Annotated in this window: 9 protein-coding genes; 6 read left to right on the forward strand and 3 right to left on the reverse strand. The window is 56.2% G+C overall.

The genetic code is table 11. From position 1 onward, the window contains the following. Positions 1–206 precede the first annotated feature (206 nt). On the reverse strand, positions 207–1,337 hold the full coding sequence (locus GBM95_RS08945; RefSeq protein WP_152158785.1) for a glycerate kinase: 1,131 nt from the start codon (positions 1,335–1,337) through the stop codon (positions 207–209). Positions 1,338–1,589: 252 nt separating this feature from the next. On the opposite strand from GBM95_RS08945, the gene GBM95_RS08950 reads away from it, so the two are divergent. The 6 genes from GBM95_RS08950 (at position 1,590) to GBM95_RS08975 (ending at position 11,503) form a co-directional block, all read left to right on the forward strand. Beyond that, positions 1,590–2,084, forward strand: a complete 495-nt coding sequence (locus tag GBM95_RS08950) for a YbaK/EbsC family protein (protein WP_152158786.1) — start codon at positions 1,590–1,592, stop codon at positions 2,082–2,084. 27 nt (positions 2,085–2,111) lie between these two features. Then, positions 2,112–3,698, forward strand: coding sequence for a DUF3375 domain-containing protein (locus GBM95_RS08955; protein WP_152158787.1), 1,587 nt, complete (start codon positions 2,112–2,114; stop codon positions 3,696–3,698). Positions 3,699–3,774: 76 nt separating this feature from the next. Continuing rightward, positions 3,775–4,608 carry a DUF4194 domain-containing protein gene (locus GBM95_RS08960; RefSeq protein ID WP_193222642.1) on the forward strand — a complete coding sequence of 278 codons (834 nt, stop codon included), beginning with the start codon at positions 3,775–3,777 and terminating at the stop codon, positions 4,606–4,608. Beyond that, positions 4,608–8,129, forward strand: a complete 3,522-nt coding sequence (locus tag GBM95_RS08965) for an ATP-binding protein (protein ID WP_152158789.1) — start codon at positions 4,608–4,610, stop codon at positions 8,127–8,129. Before GBM95_RS08960 ends, GBM95_RS08965 begins: the two co-directional genes overlap by 1 nt. 85 nt (positions 8,130–8,214) lie before the next feature. Beyond that, a complete protein-coding gene (locus GBM95_RS08970) occupies positions 8,215–9,486 on the forward strand; it encodes a Wadjet anti-phage system protein JetD domain-containing protein (protein WP_152158790.1) in 1,272 nt (423 codons plus the stop codon). A gap of 481 nt (positions 9,487–9,967) precedes the next feature. Beyond that, the gene (locus GBM95_RS08975) at positions 9,968–11,503 is read left to right on the forward strand and encodes a hypothetical protein (protein WP_152158791.1); all 1,536 of its coding nucleotides are present in this window, start codon (positions 9,968–9,970) and stop codon (positions 11,501–11,503) included. On the opposite strand, the gene GBM95_RS08980 is transcribed toward GBM95_RS08975, so the two are convergent. Both GBM95_RS08980 and GBM95_RS08985 read right to left on the reverse strand, forming a co-directional pair. Further along, positions 11,500–11,712, reverse strand: coding sequence for a hypothetical protein (locus GBM95_RS08980; RefSeq protein WP_152158792.1), 213 nt, complete (start codon positions 11,710–11,712; stop codon positions 11,500–11,502). The two genes, GBM95_RS08975 and GBM95_RS08980, sit on opposite strands and share 4 nt — an antisense overlap. Further along, positions 11,699–13,401: IS1634 family transposase (locus tag GBM95_RS08985; protein WP_226963249.1), on the reverse strand; the 1,703-nt coding region annotated here is incomplete at its 5' end. The genes GBM95_RS08985 and GBM95_RS08980, both read right to left, overlap by 14 nt.

Below are 13,401 nucleotides of genomic sequence, written 5' to 3' on the forward strand. Positions count from 1 at the left end.
CCTGTTTTACGAATGAGAGTACCCTCTATGCACAGGCGGCCTGACCCCAAGCGCCACACAGCACCATCCGTCAACTATTAAATACCTTTGTTAATATCTTCTCAAAACCCAGGTAAAGAAAACCGCCTGTTCTTCATCCTCTTGCCTGGGATGAAGAAGCAGGCGGCCGTCTCTTGCAAACTCTGCTTCGAGATTTGAAAAGGGCTTCAGCGGGCTCCGAACATCTTCTGCGTGCGGAAGAAGTTGAGCGCCGCAAGATGGAGATTCGTTTTGGCGTCGGCCATGGCTTCGCCGAGCGTTGAGGGCTTCTGGAGAATGGGAAGGACGGCGGTAATGCCGAGCTCGTAGAGCGCCCCGAGATCCTTTTCGCCGAGCATATTGGCGCCCGTAAAGAGCACCACGGGCTTTCCGGCAGCGCGCCGGGCAATGCCCGCCGCAACCTTCCCGCCCTTCGTCTGCGTGTCGACGGCGCCCTCGCCCGTGATGATGAGGTCCGCGGATTTCGCTGCTTCCTCAAACTTCATGAGGTCAAGGAGCGCGTCGATGCCGGAGAGGAGCCGGCCGTTGAGAAAGGCCGCCACGCCCGCACCGGTGCCGCCCGCGGCGCCCGCACCCCTGAGAGTATTAAGCTTCGCCGCGCGCTTCTGGAAAAGGTCGGCAATGTTTTTGAGCCCGGCGTCGAGAACCTTCACCTCGTCGGGCGTTGCGCCCTTCTGGGGGCCGAAGACGCAGGCCGCGCCCTGGGGACCGTAGAGGGGATTGTCGACGTCGCAGAGCGCTTCGATGCGCGGGGCATTTTTTCCGAAGAAGAAGCCGTTCAGGCGAATGCCCCGGACCATGGAAAGCGTCGCGCCCGTGGGGAGGAAGGGCCTGCCGGCTTCATCAAGGAACTGCGTCCCGAGGGCGGCCGCCATGCCGCAGCCGCAGTCCGTCGTTGCGCTCCCGCCGAGAGCGATCACGATGCGGCGGTGTCCGACATGGAGCGCCTCCGCGATGATCTGGCCCACGCCGATCGTCGTGGTCTTCATGGGGCTGAAGCCGGGAAGCCGGAGACCGAGCCCGGCGGCTTCGGCGAGCTCCACGACGGCCGTGTCGCCGATCGAAAGGTAGCGCGAGCGCACGCGCTGCCCGCAGGGGCCCATGACTTCAATTGGAAGGAATGCGCCGCCCGCAGCCTTCTGCACCATCTCGAGCGTCCCTTCCCCGCCGTCGGCGATGGGGAAGGACTCAATCTGCGCTTCGGGAAACACTTTCCTGGCGGCGCTCTCAATCTGCGCGGCCGCCTGGCCCGAGGTGAGCGAACCCTTGAAGCTGTCGGGAAGGATGAGAATTTTCACGGGGAAACCTTCGGATATTGGGCAATTGAAAATGTCTTCCATGGGGAATCCGAACGAAAAGACCGTCCGGGGCCCGGGAAGAGGATGAGCATGATAGCGCGGATCGGGTCCTGATCTTAAGAAGGCAGGAAAAGTCTCTCGAAACGCGTCATCCGATTCTGCGGAGCTGATGACGCTTTCCGGCCATGATGATCAGGACCTGAATCGTTAGAATAAAGGCTTTAAGAATTTCCTCTTCGGGAGTGCTCAAAATTGTCTTTTGAAGCTGCCGCCCTCTGGCTCAAAGACCGGGGCTTTGCGGACCGCATTCACCGCTTTTCCGGCTCGAGCGCAACTGTCGAGCTCGCCGCCCGCGAAATCGGAATCATCCCGGCGCGCATTGCAAAAACGATGGCGATTGCAGGACCCGAAGGGCCCCTTCTCATTGTGGCGGCCGGAGACATGAAGCTTGACGGGCGCAAATTCAAGCGCCTTTTTCATGCGACTCCGCACTTTATTTCAAGGGATCTCGTTGAGTCGTTGGTCGGCCATGCGCCGGGCGGCGTCTGCCCTTTCGGCAGGAAGCCCGGCGTTCCCGTGTATCTTGATGAGTCGCTGAAGGCCTACGAAACCGTCTGGCCCGCCTGCGGAGACGAGGCGAGCGGCGTTGAGCTTGCTCCGGCGGAACTCGAAAAAGCCGTGGGCGAATGCGGGTGGATTGACGTCACAAAGCCCGCGGCACCGGTGCCTCCGGCAGCCGCCGAATAAGCTCCCTTTTGATTCCATTCCAGAAGCATGTCCATCCGCACGCTGATAGAAAACTACCGCGAGCTCAGGCAAAGCCCGATCTGGCGGCTGCTTGCCGCCGACACGGGCCCGCAGTCGATTGCCATTCTGCAGACGCTCCTCTTTGACAATGAACGCGAGCTCCCTGCCTCCGTCTTCCTTGAGCGCCTCATTCACGCTTATGCCGAAGGCGCCCAGGAAACGATCTCGCGCGATGAGGCGCGGGCGCTTGCGAGCCGGTGGGTCAAGGAAGGCTACCTCGTCTGCCGCCTTGCCGAAGGACGGAGCGAAGAGACCTACGAACTCACGAGCGCCGGGCAGGAAGCCATCCGCACGCTCTCGCGCTTTCAGACGAAGCGCACGGGCCCGACCGAGAGCCGGCTCGAGATGGTGACGCACGCGATCGAACGCCTCGCCGCGGATTCAGACCGCTCCAGGGCCGGGCGCATCGCGCAGCTCAAGGCCGAAAAGGCGCGCATCGACGAGGAAATCGCCGCTATTGAAGCGGGCCGCAGTCCCTCCATTTCCGAACAGGCGGCGCTCGACCGCGTGAGCGAGATCTTCGACCTCGTCTCCGAGCTCGAGGCCGACTTCCGGCGCGTGCGCGAGGAGTTTGAGAGGCTCAACAGGGATCTGCGCGAACGGATCCTCAAGTCCTCGGCCTCCCGCGGCTCGATTCTCGACCGCTTCTTTGCAGGCGTCGACGGGATTTCCGAGAGCGACGCCGGCCGCGCCTTCACGGCCTTCTACCGGCTCCTGATGGACAACCGGGCGTCGGCTGAGCTCGAAAGCGCCCTCACGCGCATCGCCCAGCGAGGGTTCTACAGAAAGCTCACGCGCGAGGAGCGCCGGCGGCTCTCAACCCTTCAGCGCATGCTCCTTGACCGGGCGGGCCACACGCACGCCGTGATGACGCAGCTCGCCAAGTCGCTTCGCGACTTCGTGAGCTCGCGCGACTATGTGGAGGAGCGGCGCCTCACCACGCTCATCCGCGACGCCCGGCGCGCCGCGCTCGATCTCTCGAAGACCGTCGGCATCAAGGAAGGCTTCATGGAAGTGACGCTCTCCTCGGCCGTGATCCGCTCGATCGACCAGTATTCACTCGACGACCCGGAAGAGACGCGGATGGAATCCGACATCGCCTTCGGCTCCGCGCCTGAGGTGGACGCATTTGCCATTTTCGAGCGCATCCTCGCCTCTGAAATCGACTACCCGCAGCTCATGCGCTCCGTTGAGTCCGTGCTCACGGCCCCCGGCGCCCCGGAGCGCGCGTCGATCGGCGACATCTACCGGTCGCTCGCCAATCAGCAGGGGCTCGGGTCCGTGGTGGGTCTTCTCTCCCTTGCAACCCGCTACGGCGAACCCGGCGGCCCCGGCATGCCGGCGCTTCGGTTTTCAGACGTGAAAGCCAAAAAGGACGTCCCGGAAACGGACATGTCGGACCCGAAGTTCCGGGTGCCGCTTCAGCTTCCTGCCGTCGACGAGCCGCTCGTCTGGAAGGACCGCCTTCAGAACGAGCGCCATGCGCGGATTCCGCTCTATTGGTTTACGCTCGAAAGCGTTGAAAAAATGCGCGAATCCCACCGCTGGCGCTAGAGAAAACCGCAAGTACAGAATTTGAATACCGAACCGAGAAAGTCAAGTGACAGAAATGGATAAAGATCCCGCAGCGATGCCAGTTTCATCGCAGGAATCAACGGAACCCGCGGAACCTCAGGAAGGCGCCTTTGAGGGCGACGCGGATGCGGCAGAGCGCGAGCTCTACGCGGGCGACACCGGAACGCTCCCCGCGCTCACGCGCCAGGTGCTCGTCCACCTTCTCAAAGGCCCCTTCTTCGAACGCTCCCGCAGCGAACGCCTCTGGCAGGAACTTAAGGTCCGCGAGGACATCATCCGCTCGCGGCTCTCAGACCTCTATCTCGATCTCCTCGTTGACGACGAGCTCGGCGTCGCCTTCTGCCGGAAGCCTGATCTCGGCGACCACGATGCGCCTTCGCTTCTCAATACCGTGCGCCTCAGATTCCTCGATTCCGCCGTGCTCCTTGAACTGAGGGACCAGCTCATGCGTGCGCGCGCGAACGGCGAGCGCGCCGTGGTCACCCGCGCCGACGTCGCCGAAATGCTCCGGCTGTTCGACCGGTCCGCGGGAACGAACGACCGCATCTTCCAGCAGCACTTCAAGGCGATCATCAAACGCCTCACGGAACGAAGGATTCTCCTCACGCTCAAGTCGGGCGACGCCATGGAAATTTCGCCCGTCCTCCCGCTCCTCTTCCCCACGGCGGCGATTGATGAACTCAGGAACGCCTACCTCAGGCGAATTCTCGAGGACGCGAAGACGCCTGAGGAAGCCGAAGAAATCATGAAGCGCTATGAGCTTCTGAAGAGCGGAACGGGAGCAATCCCGGGAATTGCGCTCGAGGAATCCGCCTTCCTCGGCGCCGATGAGGATGACTCCGACGCGGATGCGGACGACAACGATGAAAGCGATGAGGAGACGATCTGATGCTTGAAAACACTATCGGCGGCCTCGTGCAGTGGAGGATCAAGAGGCTCCAGGTCTTCAACTGGGGCACCTTCTCGAACATCCACGACATCCCCATTTCGGAAAAGGGCTTTCTCTTCGTGGGCGCGTCGGGCTCGGGCAAATCGACGCTCCTCGACGCGATGATCACGCTCCTCTTCCCCAATCCCGCCTACAACGCCGCCGCCCGCGAGGGCGAGCAGAGGCGCGGCGACCGCAACCTCCTCACCTACATCCGGGGCGCCTGGTCGACCCAGGCCGAACTCGAGGGCACGGGGTCGCCGCGCGCAAAGACGCAGTACCTGCGCCCGGGCGCGACCTTTTCGGCGGCCGCGCTCACCCTTTTCGACAGCGAGAGCCGCACGGGCGACACGACGCTCCTGCTCGTTGCCTGCATCAGGAAGAGCTCGAACGAGGAAGCGGCCGTCAACAAACAGTTCTTCATCATCGACGGCAGCTACAGCTTCAATGCGGACGACTTCACGGGCTTCGCCAAATCGCAGTTCGACTGGCGGTGGCTCAAGGACCGGCTCCCGCCCTTCACGAGCTTTACGACCTTCAACGCCTACAGCGACGCCTTCTGCGACCGCTTCGGGATCCGCGACAAGACGGCGCTCAAACTTCTCGCAAAGGCCCAGTCGGCGAAGAACCTCGGAGACCTCAACACGTTCCTGAGGAACTTCATGCTTGAGGAGCCGCGCACGTTCGCGATGGCCGATAAGCTCACGACGGAGTTTCACGACCTCTCGGACGCTCATTCGGCCGTGGTCGAAGCGAGGGAGCAGCGTGACATTCTGCGGGAAGCCAAAAAACTCTGGGACGAAAGTAAAGAGCTTGAGAGGCGAATCACATTTCTTGAGTCCGAAAAAAACGCCATTCAGTGGTGGCGTCCGATGACGGAAAAGCGTCTCGAGGAAGCCGAACTCCCGAAACTCCAGCGCGAGCTTGAGAAGGCAATGCGCACGCTGCAGATCGCGGTTCAGAAGGAAAACGAGGGGCAGACCAAAGCGGATGAACTCAGGACGCGCCTCAATGAATCGGGCGGCTTCTCCGTCCAGCAGCTCGAAGCCCGCGTGCGGCAGCTCACGACCGAGTACGCGCGCGCCGAAGCGCACAAGAAATCTGCGCTTCGTCATGCCTCGACCCTTGAGAAGGATCTCCCCAAATCGAGCGACGCCTGGCTCAATTTCATCGACGCACTTCACTTCTATCTCGAAGAGGAAGATCGGGCCGGCACCGACCGCACCCGCGATCGCGACGGCCTCGTCTCTGAAGAGCGCGACCGCTCGAAGGTCTTTCAGGATACGGTCCAGGAAATCAACTCGATGCGCGAGCGCCCGTCCAATATTCCGTCGAAGAACCTGGATCTGCGCGCGGAGCTCGCGGCCGACCTCAATGTTTCCGAGGAAGAACTTCCTTTCGTCGGCGAACTCCTTCAGGTTAAGCCCGATGAGTCCCGCTGGCAGGGCGCGATTGAACGCGTGCTTCACAACTTCGCGCTCTCGATTCTCGTAGACGAAAAGCTCTACCCGGCCTTCACGGAGCTTCTTGAAACGAAGCGCCTGAGAGGCCGCATCGTCTACTACCGCGTGAGAAATCAATCCCGCGACTTCGACGGCTTCTTCAGGCCGCGGAGCATCCCGTCGAAGCTCGACTTCAAGGAGGGACGCTGGGACGCATGGCTTACCGCCGAGTGCGCGCAGCGCTTTTCCTACCTCTGCGCGGAGAATCTCGACGAATTCCGCCGCGCCGACCAGGCCGTGACCCGCGCGGGTCAGGTAAAGCACAACGCGGAGCGCCATGAAAAGGACGACCGCATTGATGTCGACGACCGCCGCCGCTGGGTGACGGGCTTCTCGAACCAGGAAAAACTCGCGCTCTTTGAAAAGGAAGCCCAGAGACTCGGCGCGGAGATCACGGCGCTCCAGCAGAGAATCCGGAAAATCGAGACGGAAGCGAAAGCCGCTCAGCAACGGATTTCCGCCGCCAATGCGCTTCTCAATACCGACTGGGATGAAATCGATGCTGAAAGCGCCGCAGAAAGGCTTCAGGAGGCAAACGACGAGCTCGACGAGTTCGTAAAGAAGACGCCCGATCTAGAGCGCCTCAAGGTGGAGCTTCGCGATGCGGAGACTCAGCTTGCGAAGCTCCGCGAGGCGCGAAGCAAAGCTTCTTCCGACGAAAACACTGCCAGGTCGAAAATCCAGGCGGCAGAGGAACGCATTTCGGCGCATGCCGACGCTATCAGCCAGCTTGAGCGCATGGTGAAGGAGGGGAATGCAAAAACGCCGGGCAAGGAAGAGCTCGACTCAATCGAGTGTCGTGCTACCGATAACGGCAAAAAAGAAGTGAAACTCAAAGAACTCGAAAAATGTGTGTTTAGAATCGCAGATCAGATCCATGAGGAGAAGGACGCATATTCGAACCGCGTAACAGCAGCCGAAGGCGGCGTCACATCGCGCTTTGAGATCTTCCTTCTCAAGTGGCCGAAGGAAACCGAATCGCTCGACGCAAAGCTCGAGTCTGCCGGCGACTTCTTCAAGAAGCTCAACCGGATTGAAACGGACGGGCTTCCGCGCCACGAGAAGCGCTTCCGCGAACTTCTCGAAACGCAGTCGCTTCAGCACTTTGCCGACCTCAACCTCGAGATGCGCCAGGCCCGTCAGGACATTCTCCAGCGCATGGAAACCGTGAACGAGTCGCTCGCCACTGCCCCCTTCTCGCGCCTCGCTGAAGGCGACTCGCACCTGAGAATCGAAGTGAAGGACCTGAAGATCAAGGAAGTCGAGGACTTCCGCCGTCAGGTGGGCGAACTCATTCAGGGCGCCTGGGAAGGCGAGCTCACGGACGACGACGCCGAAAAGCGCTACAAGCTCATTTCCGAGCTCGTGAGGAAGCTCGATCCCGCGCAGACGACTGAAAAGCAGGCCGAACTCTGGCGCCTCACGGTGCTCGACGTCCGCCGCCATGTCGCCTTCACGGCGAGCGAATTGAACGACGAAGGCGAAATCCTCGAAACCTACTTCTCGGGTTCCGGCAAATCGGGCGGGCAGCGCCAGAAGCTCACGACCACATGCCTTGCGGCGGCGCTCCGCTACCAGTTGGGGAGCATCGACAACGGCCTCCCCGCCTTTGCGCCGGTCATTCTCGACGAAGCCTTCGACAAGGCCGACAGCGAGTTCACCGACATTTCGATGAACATCTTCAACCGCTTCGGCTTCCAGATGATAGTCGCGACCCCTGAAAAGTCCGTCGTGACGCTCGAGCCCTACATCGGCGGCGCCTTCTACGTCGTCATGGAGGGGAGAAGGAACTCGAGCGGCCTGTCGGTGAGCTACGACGACAAGACCGGAAGGCTTGACTTCAAAAATGCCGCGCCTGTCGTTCCGCAGCAGAATGAAGTAAAGACTGCTGGCCCGAAGGTGCTCAGGGCCGCCCCAAAGGCGGCTGCATCTGAGAAGACGGAAGAAGCGAAGCCTGAACCTTTGCCGGGCCTCTTCTGACTGCCTTCCTCCCCTTGAACCTCCGGCAAGCCCTCTGAAGGCTCCCTGTCGGAGGTTCTCAATTCATTCCGGATGATCAATCGCCATGGCAATCAAGACGCCCCAGGAAATGGATGACGCATTGAGACGGGCCTTCTCCCGCTCTTTTCCGGAGTGGCTCGTCGATGACGCGAGCTTCGGACTCCTCTCACCAACGCTCAGGAGCGCGCTCGTCGAAAAGCCCCTCGGGCGAATGAATGAAAAGGAAGGCGCAGTCAACCTCACGAAGACGAAGGCGCTCATTCAATCCTGGAAGCGAATTGAAGCGCGGCACGGATGGAGCGTGGGGTGGAAGAAGGCGCAGTGGCGTCAGCTCGGGATTTCGGTTGACCTTCCCTCCTGGATCGAAGTGCGTGAAGCCGCGGATCTCTGCGATGCATTGAAGCCTGACGGAATTGACGGCGAATCCTGGAAAGCAGCCGTCCATCGCGTGAGAGCCATTGCAATGGAGTTCGGAATTCCCTTCAGGAGCTTTGATGCGGACGATGACGTTCAAAAGGAAAGCGGCCGCCCTCTTCTGCGCCTCATCCGAATTCTTCGGAATGCCACTGCCCTATGGCCCAAGGATTTCGACGAGAACGAATTAAAGCGCTTCACGCTGCTCCTCAAATGGCTCCTCGCGCACCCGAATTCAGATCTCTTCATTAGGGAAATTCCGGTTGAAGGCGTCGATACCAAATGGTTTGAAAAGCATCAGGCGCTCATTGCCGGCGTCTGGCAATTGATTAAAGAGCTTGACGGAAAAGAATCGTTTAATGAGAACGTCGATTTCCTCTCTGCACTCGGATTGAGGCGAAAGCCTCTCTTCGTGCGCGTGCGTCATGCATCATTCTGGACCGGGGGCGACCCCAATGATGTCGTTCAGCTGACGCTTGATCGACTGGCGGCCTCTGCCCCGTCGAAGAAAACGGTCGTCATCATTGAAAATGAACAGACTGGGCTTTCGCTTGATATTCCGCCAAACATTCCGATATTGATTGGAATGGGATACGGCGTAACGGCACTCGATGAAGCGGAATGGCTCGTGGATTGCCGGATACTCTATTTCGGAGACCTTGATACCCATGGCCTCGCAATCATTTCTGAACTGAGAAAGATTTATTCCCAGACGGAAAGCGTCATGATGGATGTGGAGACATTCATGAAGTATCGCCATCTGGCCGTGTCTGAGCCGAGTCAGGTGAAAAGAATGCCGGACTGCCTGACGGAAAGAGAACTCAGGCTGCTGGAAGTGCTGTGCGAGACGAAAGGAAGACTGGAGCAGGAGAGGATTCCGATTGCAGACATTAATCAAGAATTAAAAATACGATTGAATTAAACCAAGCAACGTATTACCCTTGACTATTTTTATAGTTAAATCGAGAAGCTACAAACACCGCGTAGAATTACAAATGTCAGCATGTTGATTTGATTGTGCCAGAAACATCCGGATGAGCAACGCGTAAGGATCGTGCAAAGCAAATCATCAGGTGGACAGCTATCCAACATAGCCAACTGACGACGCAGCGAAGAAAGATCTCCATCCTGAACGCAAGTCTCTGTGATCATAGTGATGCAGATAAAACTACGGGATTCCTACTGGCACTGTAAATCTCACGCAACAAGGCCTTTTCGAAAGTTGATTTTTTTGTATCCTTGTCATGTCGTGTATGAACGATAGAAAGGCGAAGCTCAAAGCACTCGACACCGGAGATATTTCCTAGATGACCAGTTGATTCTCTCCCTGAATCTTGAGAGTTTCCGCTTAAACTCAATTCGATTTTTATAAAGCATCCATCAATCTAACAGAAGAAAGTGTTATGAAATTCACGAAATCAATTCTTTGTCTTACTTTGTTTGTTGCTTTTAGCTCAGCATATGCTGGCTCCAAATATTTGAACGGATCTCCCGATATTACTAAGAATGAATGGCTGGACGGAGACAATATTGTTGCAGGCGTTTATTGGTATGAAAATGATAAAGGGGAAACCATAATTGAAGGAGACGAAAACTATATCGGCACAACAAACAATCCGACTACAAATTTAAATTCTAATGCCACTATTAAAGTCAGCCTCAGTGATTTAAAAATAACGAGCGGAGACTTTATTGCAGGAAATTCAGTTTCTCCCGTTGGAAATGACAAGAAAGTAAACATGAGCCTATCATCGACGAATGTCACATTGACAAAACTATATGTCGATGAAAATTTCATTTTGGGTTCGAAGATCAATGCATACGGCACCTCCGATATTACAGCTGATATTGAAACAGCATCAGCGACATTGATCAAATCTCAGGTCTTAAAAGCAACCATCGTTGGCTCTCTTTTCAAATGCAGCGGAAAGATTGGAAACTCGTCCATTAAAAATGCGGAATTGAATGTAAAAGACGGATCTCAACTCAATGGACTAATTATTGGCGGAGTTAGTGTATACAATAGAGATGATAGTACAGCTGGATCTCAGACTTCCAATACAATTGATAATATCACTGTAACAGTTGAGAACTCAACAGTCAAAAAGTTATCAGAATCCCAAAAAGCCTTATCCGGACTTGATTTAACTTTTAATGATGCTGCCATTTTTGTTGGCGGCGCATCCGGCAATGTTTCCAAACTTAATGTCACGACAAAATCCACAGTAAACAATGTGGCTTTGACATTAGCTGGGTCAACGGTAGAAGGTGATATCTATTTGGGTGGTTATGCTCATGACAAAGATTCAATTACAACTGTTAAATCCAGTCAATTAGTGCTCCGTGAAGGAACTTCCGTCACAGGAACAATTCATACGGGCGACATGAACTTTGATGGCAATGCCTCTGCCGAAGTTGAGAACGCCTTGATTATTGTCGATAGTGCCGATGTCAAGATTGGTGGATTTGATAACCAAAAAGCTGCTGCTAAGAACTTCTCTCTTGTAGGCAGCAGCAACTTCAATGACGACTATGCCAGCGCCGAAGCAGCATTGGAAGGCATTCAATCAATGTTTTCTACTAAAGCAGCCACTATCGAAGAAGGTGAGGCCAATGGCATGATCAGCGCCGATGCTGACGGCAACGTCACGAAAACGATCAATTCCAAGACGCTTGCTATCGGTCAAACCGCTCGTCAGGCCTATTTGAACTGGGCCATGCTTCGCAACGACCTGAATAAGCGCATGGGTGAATTGCGTGATGCTCCGGGCAAATACGGCGTCTGGGTGCGCACGGATGCCGGCAGGCAAAAGTATGAGGGAATTGACTCTGATATTCAGACTTTCCAGTTCGGTGCTGATGCCAGAGTTGATGCACTCGGCAACTCGTTTCGTGAATTTCCAGCGATTTTCTACTCTCGAAGCCAGGAGGTTCGTTAACGCCCCAAAAATGTCAGCACATCATCGAGGGATTTACCACTTTTAGAGAGCGCTTGAAGAATGGCGTCAGCCTGACGCAATTTCTTCTCACGTTCAAGCTCCCGAAGCTCAGCTGTCAGTTTGTCGAGTCTAGCCTTCGTCTTGAACAGATCCTCTTGAACCTTCTTGATCCGGTTATCGATAGAGGTGATGGACTTATTCCTCGGCATCATAAACCTCCGTCATGTAGAGATCTTCGTCACCATCCTCTTCATCATCCGTTTCCTCGGTGAATGAGGTGTTTTCCGAACCTGCAATCATCTCGGAGATCGAGCTGGCGCGCGCCATGACGTGATTCTTCGTCAAGCCAAACGCTCTCAGAATCTCCTCTTGATTCTTCGTAATTGCGTGATCAAGCTGATATCTGCCTTGATTGATGCGCACCAACTCAATCTTGTCCAACTCCTTGATGGCAGCCGGCACCGTCATGTAGTTTTTGCGTACATTGAGCTTGAGCATCTCGTCCTTAAGCAGGCAATAGATGCGTTGCCGAATAATGAGCGCGATGAATTCGACGAGCATTTTCGCCTTCACGGAACTCGCGGAATGCACGCGAGCAGTCTTGGCGCCCAAGAACGTTTTATCTGCTCGGAACAGCTTTTCGGAGGCGTCTCGGCCGTAATAGAGCAGATACGCTTCCTGAGCGCTCATTTTGTCGGACGTAACGATGCAGAAGTAGCCGCAGCGTTCCAGCTCTTTCTCTACAGCCTCCGTCTTTTCCAGAGCCGTCACGAGACGTCCTTCGTCGTCATAGAGGAAATCGAAGAATCTTGAGTGCGGCTCGCCAAAAGTGATCTGTTGGCCGACGGAGCGTTCGATAAGTCGTTGCATCTGCTCGATTTCATCTTCCAAACGGCATCGTTCCTTCATCATTTTGACGGGACTGAAGAACAGATGCAGATAGCGCTCTCTCTCGTCATCGGGGAAGAGCTTGCGTTTGACGGTAGTGCCGTGAATGTGTTGTCCGGCAATGCTGCAGGCGCGGCGTGTTTCAAAGGTACTTCGGTGTTCATCGATGATGTCGCAAACAAGCGGCTTGCAGCCCTTGACCATCATGACAAAACCGTAGTTCTGTTCATCCATGTAGCGGATGTTGGCTTTACAGAAATATCCGCGGTCAATGATGAAGCCGATGTTCATGTATCCGTATCCGACAGCCTTGTCGACCATGAATCTGAATTGGCTGACATCATTGATCGACCCCGGATAGAGCTCATAGAAGAGTGGAATCCGGTTGTTTTGGTCCATGGCAAGGCCGACATTGAAAATCGGCAGTCCGAGGTCAACCTTGGCCTTCCCGAACTCGACAAAATCGACATCCCCTGCCTGACAGTTCTTATTCGTGGAGTCATAAGACACATAGATGCGCGACTTATGATCACGATCTGCGTTCCAGTCGTTAAGAAAGCCTGCTATCTGTTCGTCCTTCACTGAGGACAGAAACTTGGACACTGTCGAATCGCTGTAAATGCGCATGCCCGGAGAGAACAGCGGATGGCGATAAGCATAGTCAGGATAGTACTGACCTTGATTCCGGCCTTCTACAACCATGTAGGAAGCCAAATCCAGCACGAGGCCGGCACGGTCGCCGAAGTGCTTGGCCAGGAGTTCGTCGAGCCGGTAGTGATTCACGACTTCCTCAATCGCAACGAACGTGCCGGCCATCAGCGTACAGCTGCGCTCAGCTGCCGGACGAAGCTCAGGCAACGGCGTTTCCGGGAAGTATTCGAAGAACTTCTCGTTGGGGAACATCATTCCTTCTGTTGGAGGACACCACTTTTGACCCATTTTCGGACACTTCAAAGTTGACCCGCCGGCATTAGGTTTTGACCCGGAATCCCGGACATTTACTGCCCTTT

It is taken from the genome of Sutterella seckii, from assembly GCF_009183815.1.
Lineage (GTDB): Bacteria > Pseudomonadota > Gammaproteobacteria > Burkholderiales > Burkholderiaceae_F > Sutterella > Sutterella seckii.

Excerpts from the sequence above, each read along its gene's own strand:
- GBM95_RS08965 (WP_152158789.1), top strand. The coding sequence starts at position 4,608 with ATGCTTGAAAACACTATCGGCGGCCTCGTGCAGTGGAGGATCAAGAGG.
- GBM95_RS08970 (WP_152158790.1), top strand. The coding sequence starts at position 8,215 with ATGGCAATCAAGACGCCCCAGGAAATGGATGACGCATTGAGACGGGCC.
- GBM95_RS08960 (WP_193222642.1), top strand. The coding sequence starts at position 3,775 with ATGCCAGTTTCATCGCAGGAATCAACGGAACCCGCGGAACCTCAGGAA.
- GBM95_RS08975 (WP_152158791.1), top strand. The coding sequence starts at position 9,968 with ATGAAATTCACGAAATCAATTCTTTGTCTTACTTTGTTTGTTGCTTTT.
- GBM95_RS08955 (WP_152158787.1), top strand. The coding sequence starts at position 2,112 with ATGTCCATCCGCACGCTGATAGAAAACTACCGCGAGCTCAGGCAAAGC.
- GBM95_RS08980 (WP_152158792.1), bottom strand. The coding sequence starts at position 11,712 with ATGCCGAGGAATAAGTCCATCACCTCTATCGATAACCGGATCAAGAAG.